We start from the raw sequence: 21,536 nt of genomic DNA on the forward strand, positions 1-21,536 counted from the left end.
TATTAATGGCTAAACAGAAACATATTGAACAGGACGGCGTGATTACGGAAGCACTTTCGAACGCGCAGTTTCGCGTTGAACTGGAAAACGGGCACGTACTTATCGCGCACATTTCCGGCAAAATGCGTATGCATTACATTAAATTATTACCTGGCGACAAGGTAAAATTAGAATTATCTCCTTATGATTTATCTAAGGGGAGAATTACATTCAGATATTAATTCAGCGTCCGCTGAGCTTTATATAAAAGAGAACATCTGTAGTTGTGAAATTATGGAGTTCATAATTTAAACAAAATGGGAATGATTCCGTAAGATCTCATTTAACCGTTGCAAAATTAAAATAGAAAACTTAAAATGAAAGTTAGAGCATCTATCAAAAAAAGAAGTGCTGATTGCAAAATTGTTCGCAGAAAGGGCGTTCTTTTTGTGATCAACAAGAAGAACCCAAAATTTAAACAAAGACAAGGCTAAAATTAAATTATGGCGAGAATTTCCGGTATTGATTTACCAAAGAACAAAAGAGGCGTTATCGGCTTAACTTATATTTATGGGATTGGAAGAAGTACTTCTTCTGAAATCTTAAAAGCAGCCGGCATCAGCGAAGACAAGAAAGTCAACGAATGGAATGACGATGAATTGGCATTAATCAGAAACTACATCACCGAAAACATCAAAGTAGAAGGTGAATTGCGTTCTGAAACTCAGATAAACATCAAACGTTTGATGGATATTGGTTGCCAACGAGGAATACGTCACAGACTGGGATTACCTTTAAGAGGCCAAAGAACAAAAAACAATTCTAGAACCCGAAAAGGAAAGAGAAAAACGGTTGCTAACAAGAAAAAAGCAAGTAAATAATCGGTAAGAATTATGGCAAAACAGACTAAAGCAGTTAAAAAAAGAAAAGTTAAAGTTGAAGCAATCGGCGAGGCACATATCCAAGCTACTTTCAACAATATCATCATTTCTTTAACAAATAAAAGCGGAGAAGTCATCTCTTGGGCATCTGCCGGAAAGATGGGATTCAGAGGTTCGAAAAAGAATACTCCTTTTGCAGCTCAAATGGCAGCAGAAAATTGCTCTACAGTAGCACACGATGCTGGGCTACGCAGAGTAAAGGTTTACGTGAAAGGTCCAGGTGCAGGTAGAGAATCTGCTATCAGAACTATTCACAATTCAGGAATTGAAGTAAGTGAAATCGTAGATGTGACTCCAATGCCACACAACGGATGTAGACCACCAAAAAGAAGAAGAGTATAATAATTCAACATTCAACATTTAAAATTCATTGATTAAATCTTGAATCTTGAATCTTGAATCTTTAAATCTAAAGAAATATGGCAAGATATATAGGACCAAAAACAAAGATTGCAAGAAAATTTGGTGCTGCAATCTACGGAGACGATAAAAGCTTCGAGAAAAGAAAAAACCAACCACCGGGACAACACGGTGTGAACAAAAGAAGAGGATCAAAGAAGTCCGAGTATGCTGTTCAGTTAATGGAAAAGCAGAAAGCTAAATATACCTACGGTATTTTAGAAAGACAATTTGCAAACCTTTATGAAAAAGCCAACCGAGCAAAAGGCGTAACAGGTGAAGTTCTTTTACAGTTGTGTGAATCTAGATTAGACAATGTAGTGTACAGATTAGGTTATTCTAAAACCAGAGCGGGTGCAAGACAATTGGTTTCTCACAGACACATTACCGTAAATGGAGAATTGGTAAATATTCCATCGTATTCCTTGAAAGCAGGAGATGTAATTGCAGTAAGAGAAAAATCTAAATCTCTTGAAGTAATTGCTGATTCATTAGCTTACAAATCAACTTACGAGTGGTTACAATTTAACGACGAGAAAAAAGAAGGTACTTTCGTATCAGCTCCGGAGAGAATCCAAATCCCGGAAGATATCAGAGAACAACTGATCGTCGAACTTTACTCTAAATAATAATTTTTTCAAATTTTTGCTCAACCTAATTATATGGCAATTTTAACATTTATTAAACCCGATAAAGTAATACTTCTTAATTCTGATGAGTTCAAAGGGCAATTTGAATTTCGCCCGTTAGAATCAGGATTTGGTCTTACCATCGGTAATGCTTTGAGAAGAGTTTTACTTTCTTCTCTGGAAGGATATGCTATTACATCTATCAAAATAGAAGGCGTAGAGCACGAATTTTCAACGATTCCAGGTGTTATTGAAGACGTGACAGAAGTAATTCTGAACCTGAAACAATTAAGACTTCGCGCTAAAACTGAAACTGCTTCTGCAGAAACAGTTACCGCGAAAATATCTGGTCAAAATACGATTACAGCCGGTGATTTAGGAAAAACAATGCAGGAATTCGAAGTTTTGAACCCTGACTTGGTAATCTGTTCCGCCAATAAAGATGTGAAATTTGAAATCACATTCAATATTGAAAAAGGAAGAGGTTATGTTCCGTCCGAGCAGAACAAATCCGCAAACGCTCCAATCGGAACCATTGCGATTGACTCTATCTTCACACCGATCAAAAAAGTTCAGTACAGTGTTGAAAACTATCGTGTCGAGCAAAAAACAGACTACGAAAAATTAGTATTGGATATTGAAACTGATGGTTCCATCAGCCCTCAAAATGCCTTGACAGAAGCTTCTAAGATATTAATTTATCATTTCATGTTATTCTCCGATGAGAGAATTACTTTAGAAACAGAAGCCGTGAAAGCAAGCATCCAGTATGATGAAGAAACTTTACATACAAGACAACTCCTGAAATCCAAATTGGTAGATATGGATCTGTCTGTAAGAGCACTAAACTGCTTGAAAGCTGCTGAAGTGGAAACTTTAGGAGAACTGGTTTCTTATACAAAGTCTGATTTGATGAAATTCAGAAATTTCGGTAAAAAATCCTTAACAGAATTAGAAGAATTAGTGCATGCAAAAGGTCTTAACTTCGGTTTCGACGTTGCAAAATATAAATTAGACGCTGATAAATAACAAACAATGAGACACGGTAAAAAATTCAATCACTTATCTAGAACAGCTTCGCACAGAAGTGCTTTGCTTTCTAATATGGCTTGTTCTCTTATTGAGCATAAAAGAATCAACACCACCGTTGCAAAAGCAAAAGCTTTGCGCGTGTATGTTGAGCCTATCTTAACTAAAGCTAAAGAAGATACAACACATAACAGAAGAACAGTTTTCGCTTACCTGCAAAGCAAAGAAGCAGTTACTGAACTTTTCAGAACAATTGCTCCTAAAATTGCAGAAAGAAATGGTGGTTACACCAGAATCATCAAAACTGGTTTCAGACAAGGTGATGCAGCTGATATGGCAATGATCGAGCTTGTAGATTTCAACGAACTTTACAACCCGAATGCAGAAGAGAAAAAAGTTACAAGAAGAAGCAGAAGAGCAACTCCAAAAGTTGCAGAAACTGTTGCTGAAGTAAAAGAAACTCCTGCACAAGACGAAACGAAATCTGAAGAAACTACCGGCGAAGCCGCACAGTCATCAGATAACAAAACTGATTAATCAGTTAGATAATTCCCCAAAAAAAAGGCCGCTCAATTTATTTTGAGCGGCTTTTTTATTATTGAGGAATTTTAAAAATTCTCCGCTAGTTCACCTAATTTTCCATTTCACCAAACCCAAAAAATTTCCTGCTGAAAGCCTGTTTTTTTTAAATTTTATTAAAAATATATTCCTGCATTCGTGGCAACTTTTCAATAAATAATTAAGGAAGTTCATCCGTGAAAATCTGCGAAATCTGCTCGATTCTTTCCATTGATATTTCCAAAAAATTAGACGCTTTACCGGCATTTTTTTCCAATTTCCATTTCAATAAATTCGTGCATTCGTGGCATTTCTCCCATCAAAATTTCCAAAAAAATTAGCCGCTATTTCACCTAATTTTCCCATTCACCAAACCCAAAAAATTTCCCGCTAAAAGCTGCTTTTTTTCACTTTTTAAATTCTACTCACCTTTCGCTTTCCGAAGCCTGATGACATTGTTTCCCTGCGTAATCGTCACGCTGTCATTTTTCGCCACAATTTCAATGTCATAGTTTCCATATACACTGCGTTCTGCGTTTGATTCTTTCTGCGGCGCCGAAATCGTTTTGTTATTGCTCTGGATGCTGATGGTTTTGTCCGAGCCATTTTTAAAAGTCACCAAAGCAGAACTTCCGTCTTCCGCTACATATCGGTCCGTGTATTGGTCGGCAGACGTGCTGTCAGTCACGCCATTCGTTTTAGAAACCGTAGTGTCAACCGGAATGGTTATCGCGCCGTTATCGTCTTTGATCACACTTGTATTTCCTTCCGTATTTTTCGTGCAGCTCGTCGCCATCAGCACTGCGCAGCCCGCCACGGTTAATAGTAATTTTTTCATGGTATTTTGCATTGTATTAACTCAAATTTAAAGAATCCATTTTTAATCTGCATCAAAGACTTAGAATTAACTAAATTTTAACGGAAAGCATATTAAAATCAGGTTTACGCACGCGCAGTTTCCCTCAATTTTAACTAAATTTGTCTTACATTAAAATATTAAAAAAATTAAGATGAGTTACATTTCTTACATTGAAGCCCGACAGATTTTAGATTCCCGTGGAAACCCAACCATAGAGGTTGATGTTTTTACCGAAAGTGGCGCGATGGGCAGGGCAGCAGTTCCTTCCGGTGCTTCTACCGGCGAACATGAAGCAGTTGAACTGCGCGACGGCGGATCTGCTTATTTGGGAAAAGGCGTGCTGAAGGCGGTAGAAAATGTAAGAGAAGTCATCGCTCCGGAATTAATCGGAATGCCGGTAACAGACCAGAATTTCATCGATCAGATTATGATCGATTTGGACGGAACTAAAAATAAAGGAAATTTAGGCGCAAATGCCATTTTGGGAGTTTCTTTGGCGGCGGCAAAAGCTGCGGCGACAGAACTCAGAATGCCGCTTTACAAATACGTTGGCGGTGTTAACGCAAACACGCTTCCTGTTCCGATGATGAATGTAATTAATGGTGGTTCGCACTCCGATGCACCAATTGCTTTCCAGGAATTCATGATTATGCCGGTAAAAGCTGAATCTTTCTCAGATTCACTTCGAAAAGGCACAGAAATTTTCCACAGTTTAAAATCTATTTTACACGGCCGCGGTTTGTCAACTGCTGTTGGTGACGAAGGTGGTTTTGCACCGAAATTTAAAGGGACCGAAGATGCTTTAGACACGCTTTCCCAAGCCGTAGAAAAAGCGGGTTATAAAGTGGGCGATGATATTATGTTTGCTTTAGATTGTGCGTCTTCCGAATTTTACAAAGACGGAATGTACGATTACCGAAAATTCGAAACTCCGGAATCTGCACATTTCAGCAGAAGCGAGCAGGTAAATTTCTTAACAGATTTAGCAAATAAATACCCGATTATTTCCATCGAAGACGGTATGCACGAAGACGATTGGGAAGGGTGGAAAATGCTTACCGACAAAATAGGCGACCGCGTGCAGCTTGTCGGCGATGATTTATTCGTAACCAATGTAGAAAGACTTTCTCGTGGAATTGAAGAAGGTATTGCAAACTCAATTTTGGTAAAAGTAAACCAGATCGGTTCGCTTTCCGAAACCATGGCGGCGGTTCAAATGGCGCAACACAACCGTTACACTTCCGTAATGTCTCACCGTTCCGGTGAAACCGAAGATTCTACCATCGCAGATTTAGCAGTTGCTATGAATTGCGGTCAGATAAAAACCGGTTCCGCTTCACGCTCCGATAGAATGGCGAAATATAACCAATTGCTCCGCATTGAAGAGGCTTTAGGTGAAACCGCAATTTTCCCGGGTTTATCAGCTTTTAAAATAAACAGATAATAGACAAAATATATTGGGAACGCCGAAAATCTTTTGTGTTTTCCTTTCAATATTCATAAATTAGTAAAAAAATAAATTAAAAATGGCAGATAATAAAGTTGTCTTAAACTATGACGGCAATTCTTACGAATATCCGATCATTGATAGCACCATTGGTGACAGAGGAATTGATATTTCTAAATTAAGAGACCAAACCGGGTTAATTACTTTAGACTTAGGATATAAAAACACGGGCGCTACTTTAAGCGACATTACTTATCTGGATGGTGACAACGGCGAATTGTATTACCGCGGTTATCCAATCGACCAGATTGCTGAAAAATCCAATTTTACCGAAGTAATGTACCTTTTGCTGAACGGTAATTTACCAACAGCAGACCAGTTCAACGGTTTCGAAAAAGGCATCAAAAAATACAATTTCGTCGCTGATGAAATGAAAAGATTAATCGATGTTTTCCCTCGTTCCGCGCATCCTATGGGTGTTTTATCTTCACTTACTTCTGCACTTACCGCTTTTAATCCAAAAGCTGTAGACGTGAATTCCAAAGAAGATATGGACCACGCAGCAGAAATGTTGATCGCGAAATTCTCGCACCTTTGTGCTTGGACATACCGTAAGAAAATGGGTCTGCCAATCAACCATGGTGATGATAGCTTAAACTATGTAGAGAATTTCTACAAAATGTGTTTCCGTCGTCCAAACCAGGAATTCGAGTTGGATCCGGTTGTAGTTGATGCTTTAGAAAAACTTTTAATCTTACATGCGGATCATGAGCAAAACTGTTCTACCTCAACGGTAAGAATGGTAGGTTCCGCACACACTGGATTGTTTGCTTCGGTTTCTGCCGGTATTTCTGCACTTTGGGGACCACTTCACGGTGGCGCAAACCAAGCGGTAATAGAGATGCTTGAAATGATCGAGCAAGACGGCGGCGACGTTGCAAAATATGTAGAAAAAGCCAAAAATAAGGACGATAATTTCCGTTTGATGGGCTTTGGTCACCGCGTTTACAAAAACTTCGATCCGCGCGCACGCATCATTAAAAAAGCCGCAGATGATATCTTAACTTCTTTAGGAGTTGAAGACAAAGCATTAGACATCGCAATGCAGCTCGAGCGTGTAGCTTTGGAAGACGAATATTTCGTAAGCAGAAAACTTTATCCAAACGTAGATTTCTATTCTGGAATCATTTATCGTGCTTTAGGAATCCCAACAGAAATGTTCACCGTAATGTTTGCTTTAGGCAGACTTCCGGGCTGGATTTCCCAATGGAAAGAAATGCGTTTGCACAACGATCCAATCGGGCGTCCGCGCCAGGTTTATCAGGGTGAAAAAGCCCGCGATTACGTACCGATGAACGCAAGATAAATCAAGAAAATATAGCAATTTCCCCCGCAATTTTATTGCGAGGGATTTTTTTTGCCCTTACTTCAGCATTTTTTGTTTTTCTCTTTTCTTGTTTCTCTTTTCTTTTCTATTTTTTCGACGCTTTTTCAACATTTTTTCTCTTTTCTCTTTACTCTTTTTTCTCATCTCTACTGTCTTTTGGGCGCCTTTTCCGGCTGTCACTACTCGCTTTTTTTGGCGGCGGCTTTGCCGCCGCCAAAAAAGAGCTCAAACAGGCCGTTCCATCCGGGGCGCAGCACCGTCTTCACCAAAAATTTCCGCCTGAAACGCAATTTTTTTTAAACAACTTTTTTCAAAACAAAAAAAATCAGGTTAAAACGCCGTTTTTTTTCGTTTTAATTTCGCGCCGCCGTTTATGCTGTAAAAGATAAAATTCGTAATTTCCCATTTCAATAACAATTGTTTTATTTTACAAATTTTACTGGCTAAACCGCGGTTTTTTTTGAAAATTCAAAACCAAAAAATTTGCCCTTAAAAGGGGAAATTTTTCTAAATTATAAAACACCATTTTAACCAAAATGACGAAACTAAAAAATTATATCAGCGGCCAGTGGATCGAAGGTTCCGGAAACGACATTCCATTGTACAACGCGGTAAATGGCGAACTCGTCGCCATTTCCGACACTGAAGGAATCGATTTCGAGCAGGCGCTGGACTACGGCAGAACAGTGGGTTACAAAAACTTGTCTTCCATGACTTTCTACGACCGCGGCGAAATGCTGAAAAAATTAGCGCTTTATCTACTAGAAAGAAAGAAAAATTATTACGAACTATCTTACAAAACTGGCGCAACTCACGCCGATTCCTGGGTGGATATTGAAGGCGGTTTTGGTACTTTTTTCACCTATTCCGGTTTAGCAAAACGGATGTTGCCGAATACACCGTTTTGGGTAGATGGCGACACGCAGAAAATTTCCGCCAACGGAACTTTTCTTGGCACGCATATTCTCACGCCAAGCGAAGGCGTATCCGTGCAGATCAATGCGTACAATTTCCCGGTTTGGGGAATGATGGAAAAACTTTCCACCTCGCTTTTAGCCGGCGTTCCAAGTATCGTAAAACCTGCCACGCCGGGTTCTTATTTAACAAACGCCGTTTTCCAGGATATGATAGAAAGCGGACTTCTTCCGGAAGGCGCCATTCAGCTGGTTTGCGGCGAGCCCGGAAATATTCTAGATTACGTTCAGGACGGCGATTCGGTGCTTTTCACCGGTTCTGCTTCAACCGGAAAAAAATTAAAATCTTTGCCGTCTGTTTCCAAAAATGCAGTGCGTTTCAATATGGAAGCCGATTCTTTGAACTGTTCAATTCTCGGCCTCGACGCAAAACCCGGCACACCGGAATTCGATCTGTTCATCAAAGAAGTTCGCACCGAAATGACGACAAAAGCCGGACAAAAATGTACCGCGATTCGTCGCATCATCGTACCGGAAAATTTGGTTGGGGATGTTCAAAATGCTTTAAGCAAAGCTTTAGACCAAACAAAAATCGGAAATCCTTTAAGCCGCGAAACCCGCATGGGTTCCATCGTTGGTAAAAAAGAAATGGCTGTTTTACAGGAAAAAATTAATTTATTAAGAGCTGAAACCGAACTTATTTACGACGGCAAGCATGAATTGGTTGACGCTGATTATGAAAACGGCGCGTTTATGTCTCCAAAAGTGTTCTACAACGATAAACCCTTTGAAAAAAATATTTCACATGAAGTCGAAGCGTTCGGTCCGGTTTCCACATTGATGCCGTACAGAGATTCCGAAGAAGCAGCCGCTTTGGCAAAACGCGGAAAAGGCAGTTTGGTCGGTTCCATTATTTCTCACGACGAAAAATTCGTCGCCGAAACTTCTTGGAAAATGGCATCTTCACACGGCCGCATTTTCGTTTTAAACCGCGATAACGCTAAAGAATCTACAGGCCACGGTTCGCCTTTACCGACATTGATGCACGGCGGTCCCGGGCGCGCTGGCGGCGGTGAAGAAATGGGTGGCTTGAATGGTCTACATTTTTTCCTTCAAAAAACCGCAATTCAAGGTTCACCGGATATTTTGACGGCGATCACAAAAATCTACCAACAAGGAGCCGAGAAAAAATATGCTGACAAACATCCGTTCAATAAATATTTTGAAGAAGTTGAAATCGGCGATTCTCTGGAAACTGCCGGAAGAACCGTTACGGAGGCCGACATTGTCAATTTTTCAAATGTTTCCTGGGATCATTTTTATGCCCACACCGACGCGACTTCTTTGAACGGAACTATCTTTGACAAAACCGTGGCGCACGGCTATTTCATTCTTTCAGCTGCTGCAGGTTTATTTGTTTCCGGAAAAAAAGGTCCCGTCATCGCCAACTACGGCCTGGAAAACGCGAGTTTCTTCAAACCGGTTTACGCGGGTGATACCATTACCGTTTACCTGACGGCGAAAGAAAAAATCAACAAGGGAGTGAAAGGACGCAATGTCCCGAGTGGCGTGGTAAAATGGCTCGTAGAAGTAGTGAATCAGCGTGAAGAAGTGGTGTGTGTCGCAACAATTTTAACTTTAGTGGCAAAAAAATCACCTTTCATTAAAATCGATTACAAAGATTTTACAAAAAGACTGAACAATTTAACCGAAAAATCTCTGGCTCTGTGGGGCAGAATGACAGCGCAGGAAATGCTCGAACATCTTGAATCTACAATGAAATACAGCATTGGTGAGCTTGAAACCAGAGAGTGTAAAACGCCCGAAGAACATTTGGAAAAATATCAGGATTCGCTTTATAATTTCCGAAAGATGCCGAAAGATTTCCCGGCACCTTTCCTCGAAGATGGCAAATTACCAGCTTTGAAATATAAAAACCTCGACGAAGCGAAAACGCATTTCCTGGAATCTGTAAAAAATTATCAGATATATTACCGCGAAAATCCGGAAGCAGAACATCTTCATTTTGTTTTCGGCATGCTGAATAAAGAAATGATGGAGCTATTTCACCAAAAACATGTAACGCACCATTTCGAACAGTTTAACCTCATTTAATTTACCAATGCACCAGTTTAATTATGTACCAACATTGGGAACCGCTGCATTGCAATATTATTAAATTAATAAAATGACTTTTGGCGAAAAAGTAGTCGACTTTAATAAAACATTGCATTATGGGGGCGAGCTTCCGGACGGATTTGATGTGCTCAATCCGTTTTTTGATAACGAAGAAACGTTGACAGTGATGACCAGTTTTTACAGCAAGTTTTATAACGACGTCAACCACCGGAAATTTATTATCGGCATTAATCCAAGCCGTCATGGTGCGGGCGTTACAGGCGTGCCATTTACCGATACAAAGCGGCTTGAAAGCATTTGTGGCATCGAAATGAAATCAGCGCACACCCACGAGATTTCTTCGGTTTTTCTTTATGATGTTATTCAACAGTACGGTGGTCCGGAAAAATTTTACAGCGAGTTTTACATTAATTCACCTTTTCCGCTTGCAATTACTCGCCGCACACCTCGAGGTTCGCTGAATGCGAATTATTATGACGAAAAACCCCTCTTTTTAGCCGTCAAAAAATTTATGATTGAGACCATAAAAAGTCACATCGATCTGGGTTTGGATACTTCAGAAGTTTTCATTCTCGGCAAGAAAAACGCTACTTTTATCGAAAAATTAAATGCTGAAAACCACTTTTTTGACCGTTTAACGGTGCTTGAACATCCGCGCTATATCCAGCAATACAAAAGCAAAGAAAAACAGCAGTTCATCGACAAATACATAATTGCCTTAAATAACAAACAATGAATCACGGATTTGTAAATCACGAAATCAAAAATAATATTGCCGAGATCACTTTTGGAACACCAAAAAGTAATTCTTTACCGGGCGAAATTTTAGAAAAACTCGCTCAAACTATTTTGGAAAGTGGAAAAGATGAAACTGTGAAAGCAATTCTTTTAAAATCCGAAGGTGAAAAAGCATTTTGTGCAGGCGCAAGTTTCGATGAATTGCTGTCGATTGAAGAGCTGGAAACCTCAAAAACATTTTTCGGCGGTTTTGCAAAAGTGCTGAATGCCATGCGACATTGCGGTAAAATCGTTGTGGTGCGCGTTCAGGGAAAAACAACTGGCGGCGGCGTTGGAATTGCATGTGCGGCAGATTATTGTTTTGCCACAAAAGATTCAGCGATGGCTTTAACGGAACTCAATTTAGGTATCGGTCCATTTGTAATCGGACCTTACGTTGAAAGAAAAATTGGTAAATCGGCTTATTCAGCAATGTCAATTGATGCGGATTTCCGTACCGCTGAATGGTGCGAAAAACATGATGTTTATCATTCAGTTTCTGAAAATATTACAGAAATGGATGCGCAGCTTCACCTTTTTTTAGAAAAACTTTCGCAAAGAAGTAGCGACGCATTAGCTTTAATTAAAAAAGTTTCCTGGGAAGGCACCGAACATTTCGATAGTTTAATGCCCGAAAGAATCCACATGAGCGCAAGCTTAATTCTGGAAGATTCAGCGAAGAAAAATATCGGCGCCATCAAAGAAAAATTACGCGCTAAATAGGCATTTTTTTAATGAAAACCGTTCTCATTCTCGGCGCGAATTCCGATGTCGCAAAGCAATGTATCCTGCGATATGTTGCGCGCGGTTTTTCCATCCTAGCAGCTTCTCGTGATTTGGATTCACTGAGAATATATGTGGAGGAAAATCATTTGGAAAACAATGTTCAAATTGTTTTTTTCGATGCTGCGAATTTTTCTTCACACCAAAAATTTTATGCGGAACTTTCTACCAAACCGCACATCGTAATTTATGCTGCCGGTTTTTTGGTTGAAAATGAAAAGGCGCTTCACGATTTTGAAAGCGCAAAACGCATGATGGAAGTAAATTATATGGGCGCGGTTTCTATTTTAAATATTATTGCGACAGACAAAACCAACAAAAATCTCGAAAGAATCATCGGTTTATCATCGCTTTCGGGAGTGCGTGGACGCAAAAGCAATTATATTTACGGAAGTACAAAAGCGGCTTTTACCACTTATCTTGCTGGATTGAGACAGGAATTATCACCTCGGAAAATCACCGTAAATGTTCTGGTGAGCGGTTACATCAACACGAAAATAAACGCCGGTTTAGCGCTGAATAAATCTTTATTAATGGAACCTGACTACGTCGCGGAACATATCGTGAGCGCCGGAAATTCGTTCACCATCGTCCCGAACTGGAAGTGGAAGATGATCTTTTTTATTCTGAAAATTTTACCCGAAAAATTCGTGGCTAAATTGCCATAATTTTAGTGTTTGTCGCTCATCACAAAAACGATTTCGCCACCGTTTGCAATTTCGCTGTGCTTTAAGACATGGTTTTTCACTTCTTTTCCGTTCACCAAAATTTTCTTCACGTAAACATTTTTCTCCGATTGGTTTTCAGTGGTAATATTCAAAAATTCGCCGTTTTCGAGGCTAATTTTTGCAGATTTCACCAAAGGCGAACCGATCTGATATTCAACGGAACCCGGCAAAACCGGATAAAAACCCAATGCTGAAAAAACGTACCATGCAGACATTTGCCCGGCATCGTCATTTCCGCACAGGCCATCTTCTTCCGCAGAATACATTTTCCGCATAATCATGCGCACGCGTTCCTGCGTTTTCCACGCATCGCCCGTCCAGTTGTAGAGATACGGAATGTGATGTCCCGGCTCGTTGCCGTGCACATAATTCCCGATGATGCCGTCGCGCGTGATGTCTTCATTTTTTTCGATGTATTTATCCGCGATTTCCGTGGTGAAAATTTCATCTAAATGTTTTGAAAATTTCTTTTTTCCGCCCATCATTTTTATCATTTCCGGAACATTCTGCGGCACGTAAAGCCCGTAATTAAACGCATTTCCTTCAATAAAACCTTGTCCGTGCGTATCCATGGGATCAAATTCTTTTTTAAAATTCGCGTAAGAAAGTTTCGGCTGCATAAAACCGGTTTTAGGATTGTACACTCGTTTGTAAGATTCGCTTCTTTTCAAATACAAATTTTCTGTGCTTTTATCGCCCAATTTTTTCGCGATCTGCGCGATTGCCCAGTCGTCATAGGCATATTCCAAAGTTTTGGAAACCGACGAGCTGCTTTTATCTTCCGGAACGTAACCGTACTTCAGATAATCTTCAATTCCGTCGTAATATTTTAAGTTGGATGAATTTATGGCGGCGGCTAAAGCCTTATTTAAATCAATATCGGTCGTGCCTTTAGCAATAGCGTCAGCGATTACCGAAACAGAGTGATATCCGATCATGCACCAGTTTTCGTTGGCGTAATGACTCCAAATTGGCAAAGCTTTGTGAACACTTTGGTCATAATGCGCCATCATCGAATGCACAAAATCATTGTTTCTTTTCGGCTGAATAATGTTGTAAAGCGGATGCAGTGCTCGATACGTGTCCCAAAGCGAAAAAATAGAGTAGTTGGTAAATCCTTCAGACTCACGAATATTCTGGTCCAAACCTCGATATTTCCCGTCTACATCTTCATAAAGAATCGGCGACATCATGGTGTGATAAAGTGCGGTATAAAAGGTTTTTTTGTCGTTTTCATTTAAAGTTTCTACTTCAATTTTAGAAAGTTCTTTTTCCCATTTTGCGGATGTTTCGGCTTTGACTTTATCAAAATCCCAGTGCGGAATTTCAGCTTCCAGGTTCTTTAAAGCGCCGTTGGTAGAAGTATTTGAAAGTGCAAATTTTACTAAAATCTGCTCATCTTTTTCGGTGTCAAAATCGAAATAAGCTCGAATCTGTCTTCCGGCAAATTCAGGAAAATTTTCGTTTTCATTAAATTTCCGGTAAAAGCCGTTGTATTCTACTTTTTCATAACGTTTTCTGCCATAATTTTTAAAAGGTTTTGAAAACTTCATGGCGAAAAAAACTTTTTTGGTTCGTGCCCAACCTGTCGTTTCGCGGTAGCCAACTACGGTCTGATTGTCTTCTACGCGCACAAAAGTCCAGACATTTTTGCCGTCATAGTTGTAAATATTCGACATCAAATCCAGAATTATATGCGATTCACCGGATTTTGGAAACGTATAGCGGTGAAATCCTACGCGCTCGGAAGTGGTGAGTTCCGCTTTAATTCCGTAATCATCAAGAAAAACTTCATAAAAACCAGGTTCCGCTTTTTCTGTGTTTTTTGAAAATTGTGAATGATATCCACTTTTAGGTTCACCAATTTTTCCGGGTTCCAAATTCAATTTTCCCGTGGTTGGCATGACCAAAAAATCTCCCAAATCAGAATGTCCCACGCCGCTGAAATGCGTATGCGAAAAGCCGAAAATAGTTTTGTCTTCAAACTGATAACCGGAACAATAGCGATACGTTTCCGGATTATATTTTCCGTCGATTGCGTAAGGTTCCTGGTTCGTTTCCGGCGAAAGCTGCACCATTCCGAACGGCGCCGTAGCACCGGGAAAAGTGTGTCCCATATTTTTTGTACCGACGAACGGATTCACAAACGATGTTAATTTTTGTGCCTGAATGGGAAGAAAAAAGCAGAGCGAACAAATAACGAAGAATTTGGTCATGGAGTAATTTTGATTAAAAATAGAAAAATCCCGGCATTTTGCCGGGATTTATAATGATTTTTTAAAAGTGCTTTATTCCTTCATCTTCACTTTTAGGAAAAGTTCCTGCAATTGCTCATCCGCAATTTTGCTTGGCGCATCAATCATGACGTCTCGTCCGGAGTTGTTTTTCGGGAACGCGATATAATCGCGGATGACTTCATTTCCATCTAAAATCGCAACTAAGCGGTCAAAACCTAAAGCAATTCCGGCATGCGGCGGCGCTCCGTACTGGAAAGCGTTCATTAAGAATCCAAACTTCGCTTCTGCATCTTCTTTTGTAAATCCTAACAAATTGAACATTTTTGCCTGCAAATCTTTATCGAAGATCCGTACAGAACCGCCGCCGATTTCATTTCCGTTCAAAATTAAATCATACGCGTTTGCGCGGGCTTTTCCCGGATCGGTTTCCAGTAAATGCACATCTTCGGGTTTTGGCGCCGTGAAAGGATGGTGCATTGCGTGATATCTTTCGGTGTCTTCATCCCATTCCAATAGCGGAAAATCAATGACCCAAAGTGGCGCAAATTCTTTCGGATTTCTTAGGCCCAATCTGTTACCTAGTTCCATTCTTAAAGCAGAGAGTTGTGTTCTGACTTTATTTTCGTTTCCGGACATCAAAAGCATTAAATCTCCCTCTTTTGCCCCGAATTTTTCTGTTATCTTCTTTAAATCATCTTCGCTGTAGAATTTATTCACCGATGAGGTTACAACTCCATCTTCCTGATATTTTACCCAAATCATACCTGATGCACCAATCTGCGGGCGTTTTACCCAATCGATAAGGTCATCAATCTGTTTTCTGGTATATCCAGCGCAACCTTCTACATTAATTCCGACAATAAGTTCTGCATCGTCGAAAATTTTGAATTCCTTACCTTGGACCAAATCATTTAATTCCACGAATTCCATCCCTAAACGGATATCCGGTTTATCGTTCCCATATTTTTTCATCGCGTCTGCATAAGTCATTCTGGGGAATTTTCCGAATTCTTTTCCGGCGATATCTTTCAATAAATTTGCCGTCATTCCCTCAAAAATCTCCAAAACATCTTCCTGCTCCACGAAAGCCATTTCGCAATCGATTTGTGTAAATTCGGGTTGTCTGTCGGCTCTTAAATCTTCGTCGCGGAAACACTTAACAATTTGGAAATAGCGATCCATGCCACCAATCATCAATAATTGTTTGAAAGTTTGCGGAGATTGCGGAAGCGCATAAAATTGTCCCGGATTCATGCGGCTTGGAACCACGAAATCCCTTGCTCCTTCGGGAGTTGATTTAATTAAAACTGGCGTTTCAACTTCAATGAAGTTTTGGTCAGAAAGATAATTTCTAACTTTTTGGGCCATTTTGTGCCGAAAAATTAATTTCTCTTTTACCGGATTTCTGCGGATGTCCAAGTAGCGATATTTCATTCTAAGCTCTTCACCGCCGTCGGTTTGGTCTTCGATGGTAAATGGCGGAACTTCAGACTGATTTAAAATAACCAGCTTTTCAACCAATATTTCAATATCTCCTGTAGGAATTTTAGGATTTTTGCTGACTCTTTCGATGACTTTTCCTTCAATTTGAATTACGAATTCACGTCCGAGTTTATGCGCGTTTTCCAATAATTCTTCCGAAGAGCGGTCTGCATCAAAAACCAACTGTGTGATGCCGTAACGGTCGCGCAAATCTATCCACATCATAAAACCTTTGTCGCGGATGGTTTGAACCCAGCCCGAAAGGGTAACATTTTGATTTAGATTTTCCAGGTTTAATTCTCCGTTGGTGTGCGTACGAAACATATTTTGCAGCTGTTTGAAGTTAAATTTTTGCTCTTTGAAAATGGTAAAAATTTCCGCTGCAAAGATAAGTTTTTTGGATGATTTATCGCGGAAAATCGCGCAGCTTTAGAAAAGCCGAAAAATTTCCCGCTTTTAAAAAAATGAAAAAAATGGCTAAAAAGCAGCTTAAAAATAAAGATTGGAAAAATGAAAAAATTGGCGCTTTAAAGGCCGAATTTTTAAAATTAAAAAATAAACTTTATGAAATTTTAAGAAGTTGAATTTGCCGAATTTCTTTAACTTTGATGTAAATCATTAACCAAAATATAATAAAATTATGGGAAAAGGCGATCAAAAATCCAGACGCGGCAAAGTTACCGCCGGAAGTTATGGTAAAAGAAGACCACGCAAATCTAATTCAGCAAAGAAAATTCCGGTAAGCGTACTGGACGAAGATGATAAAAAAGCGCCAAGAGAAAAAGTGAGAAAAGAAGTTGGTTATCCCTCTGATAAATCTGAAAACGCGGACGTTGACAAAAAACCAAAAGCCGCCACAAAACCAAAAACTAAAGCTGCCGAAGCCGACGATAAACCGAAAGTAGAAAAAGCTAAAAAAACCGAAGAATAATCTTCGGTTTTTTTATTCACGTTTAGCTGAAAATTATCTTCCGCCTAAAATGCTTCCCAAAAGTCCGCCCAAACCACCTTGTTGCTGTTGCTGTTGAGAGCCTCCACCACCAAGTACACCGCCTAAAATATCGTTCAGCGGATTACCGGAATTCGAAGTACCACCGCCCAAAACGCTTCCAAGAATATCATTCAAAGGATTTGAAGGTTCAGCTTGCGCCTGTTGTTGTGCACCGCCTAAAATTCCGCCCAGCAAATCTCCCAAACCGCCGCCGGAACTTACGCCGTTGGATTGTTTCTGTTTACCGATGTAACCCATAATCAATGGCGCTAACATGCCGAGAATTGGTCCAATTTTATCCATTGAAATACCGGTTTTTTGCGAAAGCTGGTTTTCAACCTGGTCTTTTTGCCCGCCGAAAATATGATCTAAAATAGAATTTCCTTCCTGCTGTCTGTCTGTCGCCTGCGCCGGATTATTTAAAATGCTGCCGTCATGATCTTTTTCAAGTGCGGAGTTTAAAGCTTCCGCTTCCTGGTCGTCTTCCTGGGATTTTTTTCGGAGGTAAGAAATCACCAAAGGTGCTGAAACCGCTAATAATGCGATGACTTGATTTTTGTCTATTCCGAATTTGTTTTCTGCTTGCGCGGCTACTTGCGTACCGGCGTTTCCTGTAATTAGATCGATTAAGCTCATTTTTTTTGTTTTAAAATATTAAAAATTTGAGGTTTTAGCAGCAAATAAAGGTCCAGAATTTAATTTTTGAAAATCGGCACGTTAGAACACGCTTCACCGAACATCAGCGATTTCACCACCGGTTTCAGCTGTTCCACCAATTCGATGTACGCGTTTTCCGGAATGCTTTCGTCCGAGCAGCCTTTAACCAAAACTCTTTTACCAAATAATTCGGTAAAATCATAAGTCTGTATCGCGTTGTGCATCAACAAAACTTCCAGATCTTCGCGGTTTCCGAAGACGATTTTTTTGGCAGTTCCGGTGAGTTTTGCGGTGAGTAAAAAATACGCCCACAACGGTACAATAGCTTCTGCGGAATTAAAAACGTACACAAAAGCTGAATTATATTGCGTTGTATCGAGCAAATTTATTTTTTCGCGGAAATCCTTCTCCTTTAAAATAAGTCCTTCGAAAAGGAAATCTTTAAGATCAATTCCGATTCTTTTACCTTGCGGAACCAGCTTAGAAAGGTCAAAATTAACCAATCCGCTTTCGGCAATTTTATTTTTTATTTCTAAATCTGACATTTTTTTTATTTTATCTTTGAGCAAAATTACAACATAAAATCCAAGTGAAATATTACATCATCGCGGGTGAAGCGTCCGGTGACCTTCATGCTTCAAACCTTATGAAATCGCTCATTAAAAAGGATCCGGCGGCAGAATTTCGGTTTTGGGGCGGCGATTTGATGGCCGAGGTTGCCGGCATTGCACCGGTGAAACATTATAAAGATCTGGCTTTTATGGGTTTTCTGGAAGTGGCTAAAAACCTCGGCACCATTCTGAAAAACATTAAATTCTGCAAAAAAGACCTTAAAAATTATCAGCCCGATGTTTTGATTTTAGTCGATTATCCCGGATTTAATTTAAGAATAGCAGAGTTCGCGAAAAATCTCGGACTTCGTGTGGTGTATTATATTTCGCCTCAGCTTTGGGCGTGGAAAGAAGGCCGCGTGGAAAAAATCCGGAAGTTTGTAGATGAAATTCTGGTGATATTGCCTTTCGAAAAAGATTTTTACAAAAAGCATCAGGTTGACGCGCATTTTGTTGGTCATCCGCTTCTGGATGCGGTTTCGAATTTACCCGAAATCGATGTTGAAAAATTTAAAGTTGAAAACCAGCTGAATCAAAAAGAAATCATCGCGCTTTTGCCCGGTTCCCGCGCGCAGGAAGTGACGAAAATGCTGGCTTTAATGCTTTCCGTGCGCGATAATTTTAAAGATTATCAGTTTGTAATCGCTGGTGCGCCGAGTTTGCCGAAATCTTTTTACCAGAAATTTGTTGACGAAAATGTGCATTTCGTCTCGAATAAAACCTACGATTTGCTTCGATGTTCAAAAGCTGCGCTGGTCGCATCTGGAACCGCAACTTTAGAAACGGCATTGCTGAATATTCCGCAGGTTGTGTGTTACCGAAGCAGCACCATTTCCTACGAAATCGGAAAACGCGTGGTGAAAAACATCAAATATATTTCGCTCGTCAATTTGATAATGGGCGAAGAGATTGTAACAGAGCTAATTCAAAGTGAGTTAAATACTGAAAATCTGGTCGAAGAGCTCGGAAAGATTGTGAACGGTGCTGAGCGCGAAAAAATGCTTAATAATTACCAAAAACTTCAGGAAAAATTAGGCGGAAAAGGAGCCAGCGACCACGCCGCAGACGTGATTGTAAATGGGTGATTTCACCGTAATATCTTCGGTAAATATTGATATTTTTACCGGAAAAGACCTTGCAAAAACAACCGCTGCTTATTCTCTGTCTCGCGTTTATTCTTGGAATGGCGTTGCAGGATTATTTAAATTTTGGCAGCAAAACGGTCATTTTTTTCCTGATTTCCAGTAGTTTCTTACTGCTTATTTTCTTTGTTAAAAGTTTTTTCACTTTCAAAATCCGCGCTTTTGTGTTGGGATTTCTGTTTTTCAGTTTCGGAATTTTTCTGCACTTTCTGCATGGTAAAAAACCGGAATTTCCGGATTTTTCGGGTAAAGAGCAGGTTATTTTTAAACTTCGGAAAAAGCTGAACAGCAATGAGAAAAACCGGCGTTACGAAATTACGGGCTGGAAAAATAATCAGCAGTTTAACAGTGTACTTTCTGTTCCAAAAGCTGAACGCGAACTCGATTTTGCACATTATTACCGAGCAGAACTTTTCATTAATACTCTGGAAAAACCGTACAATGATTTTCAGTTTGATTATGGTAAATATTTAGCGCGGAAAAATATCTATTTCCAAAGTTATTTACCCGGTTCGCTCGAAATTTCAGCGCGGAATGATCTTTCTTTTTCTGAAAAAATTCGGCAGAAAAGGCTTGAGATTTTGCAGGAAATTGATAGCGCAAAACTTTCAAAATCTACCCGAGAATTTACCAAAGGAATAATTCTGGCAGACCGCACAGAAATGGACAAAACTGTAGTTCAGGATTTCAGCAAATCGGGTTTGGTACATATTTTAGCAATTTCCGGCTCGCACATGGCAATTATTTTCTGGCTGATTTTAGCGATTTTTAAGCCGCTTTTTCCGGCAAATTTCCGGAATTTTAAAATCGTAATTGCGTTGTTGCTGATCTGGAGTTTCGCCATTTTTATTGATTTCGGAAGTTCTGTGGTGCGCAGCTGCATTATGATTTCGGCGTATTACATTTTCATTTTGCTGCAAAGAAAACCCGATTTGCTGCACGCGATGTCCCTGGCGGCGCTGATTATTTTGATCATCGACACCAACCAGTTTTTCGATGTGGGTTTTCAGTTAAGTTTTTTGGCAGTTTTCGGGATTTTCTGGTTCAATCAGCCGATTTTAAAATTGCTGCCGCAAGCACGGAATAAATTTCAGAAATTTTTCTTCAGTATTATTTCAATCAGTTTTTCAGCGCAGCTGGCAACTTTACCTTTGATGCTTTTTTACTTTCACCAATATTCATTTATTTCGATTTTGGCAAATCTTGTCATTATACCGTTTTCCGAAGTGCTGATTATTTTTGCATTGCTGATGACTTTTTTGGCGGCTATTTCGGCAGATTTTTCGGTTTTGAATTTAGTCTATGATTTCACCGTGACAACTATTTTGAAAGTAATTCATTTCTTCGCTGATGTGGATTTTGCTTTTTTCAGAATGATTGCGATGACCTTGCTCAAAGTTTTTCTGCTTCTTATTATGATTTACCTGCTGAGGTTTGTGATTAAAAATTTCAGCATTAAAAATTTGGCGCGGTTTGGCTATTTTTTCCTGATTTTTATTTCGGTGCGGATGCTCCTTAATTATAGAGCAGAAAATTTAAATGAAACTTTGGAGCACCAGTTTTTCAAAGAAAAAATCTGGTCGGTTAAAAATGGCCCGCACGTGACATTTTATGCGGGTAGAAATGTTGATGAGGAAAAAATCATGCAGTACATCATTGAACCTTATCTTACTTCTCGCCGAACAAAATCTTTTCAGCTTATAATTAAGGACGAGAATTTCGTATATTTAAAGTCTGAACCGCCGAAAAATATTTCCCGGCGCTGATTTCTTATTTAGAAAGATTACAAACTAAATGTTTCTGACATTTCTCACGTGGTAGTCGCTCACCATTTTTCTAACTTTGTG

General features: G+C 39.7%; 22 protein-coding genes. 16 read left to right on the forward strand and 6 right to left on the reverse strand.

Annotated features, from left to right (window positions below; all coding sequences use genetic code 11):
* Nucleotides 1–5: 5 nt before the first annotated feature.
* From infA to rplQ, 7 genes are all read left to right on the forward strand, one after another.
* A complete protein-coding gene (infA, locus tag BMZ55_RS08690; RefSeq protein WP_031503426.1) occupies nucleotides 6–221 on the forward strand; it encodes a translation initiation factor IF-1 in 216 nt (71 codons plus the stop codon).
* A gap of 135 nt (nucleotides 222–356) precedes the next feature.
* Nucleotides 357–473: a 50S ribosomal protein L36 gene (gene rpmJ / locus BMZ55_RS08695; RefSeq protein WP_007839480.1), complete on the forward strand. Its 117-nt coding sequence runs from the start codon at nucleotides 357–359 to the stop codon at nucleotides 471–473.
* Nucleotides 474–482: 9 nt separating this feature from the next.
* A complete protein-coding gene (gene rpsM / locus BMZ55_RS08700) occupies nucleotides 483–860 on the forward strand; it encodes a 30S ribosomal protein S13 (RefSeq protein WP_039341509.1) in 378 nt (125 codons plus the stop codon).
* A 12-nt stretch (nucleotides 861–872) separates the two neighbouring features.
* Nucleotides 873–1,262 carry a 30S ribosomal protein S11 gene (rpsK, locus tag BMZ55_RS08705; RefSeq protein WP_027376638.1) on the forward strand — a complete coding sequence of 130 codons (390 nt, stop codon included), beginning with the start codon at nucleotides 873–875 and terminating at the stop codon, nucleotides 1,260–1,262.
* 77 nt (nucleotides 1,263–1,339) lie between these two features.
* On the forward strand, nucleotides 1,340–1,948 hold the full coding sequence (rpsD, locus tag BMZ55_RS08710) for a 30S ribosomal protein S4 (protein WP_089820010.1): 609 nt from the start codon (nucleotides 1,340–1,342) through the stop codon (nucleotides 1,946–1,948).
* A 33-nt stretch (nucleotides 1,949–1,981) separates the two neighbouring features.
* Nucleotides 1,982–2,977 carry a DNA-directed RNA polymerase subunit alpha gene (locus tag BMZ55_RS08715; protein ID WP_039341496.1) on the forward strand — a complete coding sequence of 332 codons (996 nt, stop codon included), beginning with the start codon at nucleotides 1,982–1,984 and terminating at the stop codon, nucleotides 2,975–2,977.
* Nucleotides 2,978–2,983: 6 nt separating this feature from the next.
* Nucleotides 2,984–3,514 (forward strand): 50S ribosomal protein L17, encoded by a 531-nt coding sequence (gene rplQ, locus BMZ55_RS08720; RefSeq protein WP_089820011.1) that lies wholly within the window; start codon nucleotides 2,984–2,986, stop codon nucleotides 3,512–3,514.
* 442 nt (nucleotides 3,515–3,956) lie between these two features.
* Here the strand turns inward: rplQ and BMZ55_RS08725 are convergent, their stop codons facing one another.
* Nucleotides 3,957–4,373 carry a hypothetical protein gene (locus BMZ55_RS08725; protein ID WP_143068764.1) on the reverse strand — a complete coding sequence of 139 codons (417 nt, stop codon included), beginning with the start codon at nucleotides 4,371–4,373 and terminating at the stop codon, nucleotides 3,957–3,959.
* A 172-nt stretch (nucleotides 4,374–4,545) separates the two neighbouring features.
* Here BMZ55_RS08725 and eno point away from each other — a divergent pair, with 172 nt between their 5' ends.
* Entirely contained in the window at nucleotides 4,546–5,838 is a 1,293-nt protein-coding gene (eno, locus tag BMZ55_RS08730) for a phosphopyruvate hydratase (protein ID WP_089820013.1), read from the forward strand.
* An 82-nt stretch (nucleotides 5,839–5,920) separates the two neighbouring features.
* The gene (locus BMZ55_RS08735) at nucleotides 5,921–7,207 is read left to right on the forward strand and encodes a citrate synthase (RefSeq protein ID WP_089820014.1); all 1,287 of its coding nucleotides are present in this window, start codon (nucleotides 5,921–5,923) and stop codon (nucleotides 7,205–7,207) included.
* Nucleotides 7,208–7,264: 57 nt separating this feature from the next.
* On the opposite strand, the gene BMZ55_RS11335 is transcribed toward BMZ55_RS08735, so the two are convergent.
* Nucleotides 7,265–7,408, reverse strand: coding sequence for a hypothetical protein (locus BMZ55_RS11335; protein ID WP_177179802.1), 144 nt, complete (start codon nucleotides 7,406–7,408; stop codon nucleotides 7,265–7,267).
* Nucleotides 7,409–7,764: 356 nt separating this feature from the next.
* Here BMZ55_RS11335 and paaZ point away from each other — a divergent pair, with 356 nt between their 5' ends.
* From paaZ to BMZ55_RS08755, 4 genes are all read left to right on the forward strand, one after another.
* On the forward strand, nucleotides 7,765–10,257 hold the full coding sequence (gene paaZ / locus BMZ55_RS08740) for a phenylacetic acid degradation bifunctional protein PaaZ (RefSeq protein ID WP_089820015.1): 2,493 nt from the start codon (nucleotides 7,765–7,767) through the stop codon (nucleotides 10,255–10,257).
* A gap of 73 nt (nucleotides 10,258–10,330) precedes the next feature.
* On the forward strand, nucleotides 10,331–11,017 hold the full coding sequence (locus BMZ55_RS08745; protein WP_089820016.1) for an SMUG2 DNA glycosylase family protein: 687 nt from the start codon (nucleotides 10,331–10,333) through the stop codon (nucleotides 11,015–11,017).
* Complete coding sequence (locus BMZ55_RS08750) at nucleotides 11,014–11,781, forward strand: enoyl-CoA hydratase/isomerase family protein (RefSeq protein ID WP_089820017.1); 768 nt, start codon at nucleotides 11,014–11,016, stop codon at nucleotides 11,779–11,781. Before BMZ55_RS08745 ends, BMZ55_RS08750 begins: the two co-directional genes overlap by 4 nt.
* A gap of 11 nt (nucleotides 11,782–11,792) precedes the next feature.
* On the forward strand, nucleotides 11,793–12,509 hold the full coding sequence (locus tag BMZ55_RS08755; protein ID WP_089820018.1) for an SDR family NAD(P)-dependent oxidoreductase: 717 nt from the start codon (nucleotides 11,793–11,795) through the stop codon (nucleotides 12,507–12,509).
* A gap of 2 nt (nucleotides 12,510–12,511) precedes the next feature.
* Here the strand turns inward: BMZ55_RS08755 and BMZ55_RS08760 are convergent, their stop codons facing one another.
* Nucleotides 12,512–14,785 (reverse strand): GH92 family glycosyl hydrolase, encoded by a 2,274-nt coding sequence (locus BMZ55_RS08760; RefSeq protein ID WP_089820019.1) that lies wholly within the window; start codon nucleotides 14,783–14,785, stop codon nucleotides 12,512–12,514.
* Between the two features lie 72 nt (nucleotides 14,786–14,857).
* Entirely contained in the window at nucleotides 14,858–16,612 is a 1,755-nt protein-coding gene (gene aspS, locus BMZ55_RS08765) for an aspartate--tRNA ligase (RefSeq protein ID WP_089820020.1), read from the reverse strand.
* Between the two features lie 316 nt (nucleotides 16,613–16,928).
* On the opposite strand from aspS, the gene BMZ55_RS11540 reads away from it, so the two are divergent.
* Nucleotides 16,929–17,219, forward strand: coding sequence for a 30S ribosomal protein THX (locus tag BMZ55_RS11540; protein ID WP_089820022.1), 291 nt, complete (start codon nucleotides 16,929–16,931; stop codon nucleotides 17,217–17,219).
* Nucleotides 17,220–17,252: 33 nt separating this feature from the next.
* On the opposite strand, the gene BMZ55_RS08780 is transcribed toward BMZ55_RS11540, so the two are convergent.
* Together BMZ55_RS08780 and BMZ55_RS08785 are read right to left on the reverse strand one after the other, a co-directional pair.
* Nucleotides 17,253–17,915, reverse strand: coding sequence for a DUF937 domain-containing protein (locus BMZ55_RS08780; protein WP_089820023.1), 663 nt, complete (start codon nucleotides 17,913–17,915; stop codon nucleotides 17,253–17,255).
* A gap of 59 nt (nucleotides 17,916–17,974) precedes the next feature.
* Nucleotides 17,975–18,481 carry a DUF2480 family protein gene (locus tag BMZ55_RS08785; RefSeq protein ID WP_039341458.1) on the reverse strand — a complete coding sequence of 169 codons (507 nt, stop codon included), beginning with the start codon at nucleotides 18,479–18,481 and terminating at the stop codon, nucleotides 17,975–17,977.
* Between the two features lie 44 nt (nucleotides 18,482–18,525).
* Between BMZ55_RS08785 and lpxB the strand changes: the two genes are divergently transcribed.
* Nucleotides 18,526–19,632, forward strand: coding sequence for a lipid-A-disaccharide synthase (lpxB, locus tag BMZ55_RS08790; RefSeq protein ID WP_089820024.1), 1,107 nt, complete (start codon nucleotides 18,526–18,528; stop codon nucleotides 19,630–19,632).
* Nucleotides 19,633–19,682: 50 nt separating this feature from the next.
* The gene (locus BMZ55_RS08795; protein WP_089820025.1) at nucleotides 19,683–21,455 is read left to right on the forward strand and encodes a ComEC/Rec2 family competence protein; all 1,773 of its coding nucleotides are present in this window, start codon (nucleotides 19,683–19,685) and stop codon (nucleotides 21,453–21,455) included.
* Nucleotides 21,456–21,536: the final 81 nt, after the last annotated feature.

Source organism: Kaistella treverensis (genome assembly GCF_900114045.1).
Taxonomy (GTDB): Bacteria; Bacteroidota; Bacteroidia; order Flavobacteriales; family Weeksellaceae; genus Kaistella; species Kaistella treverensis.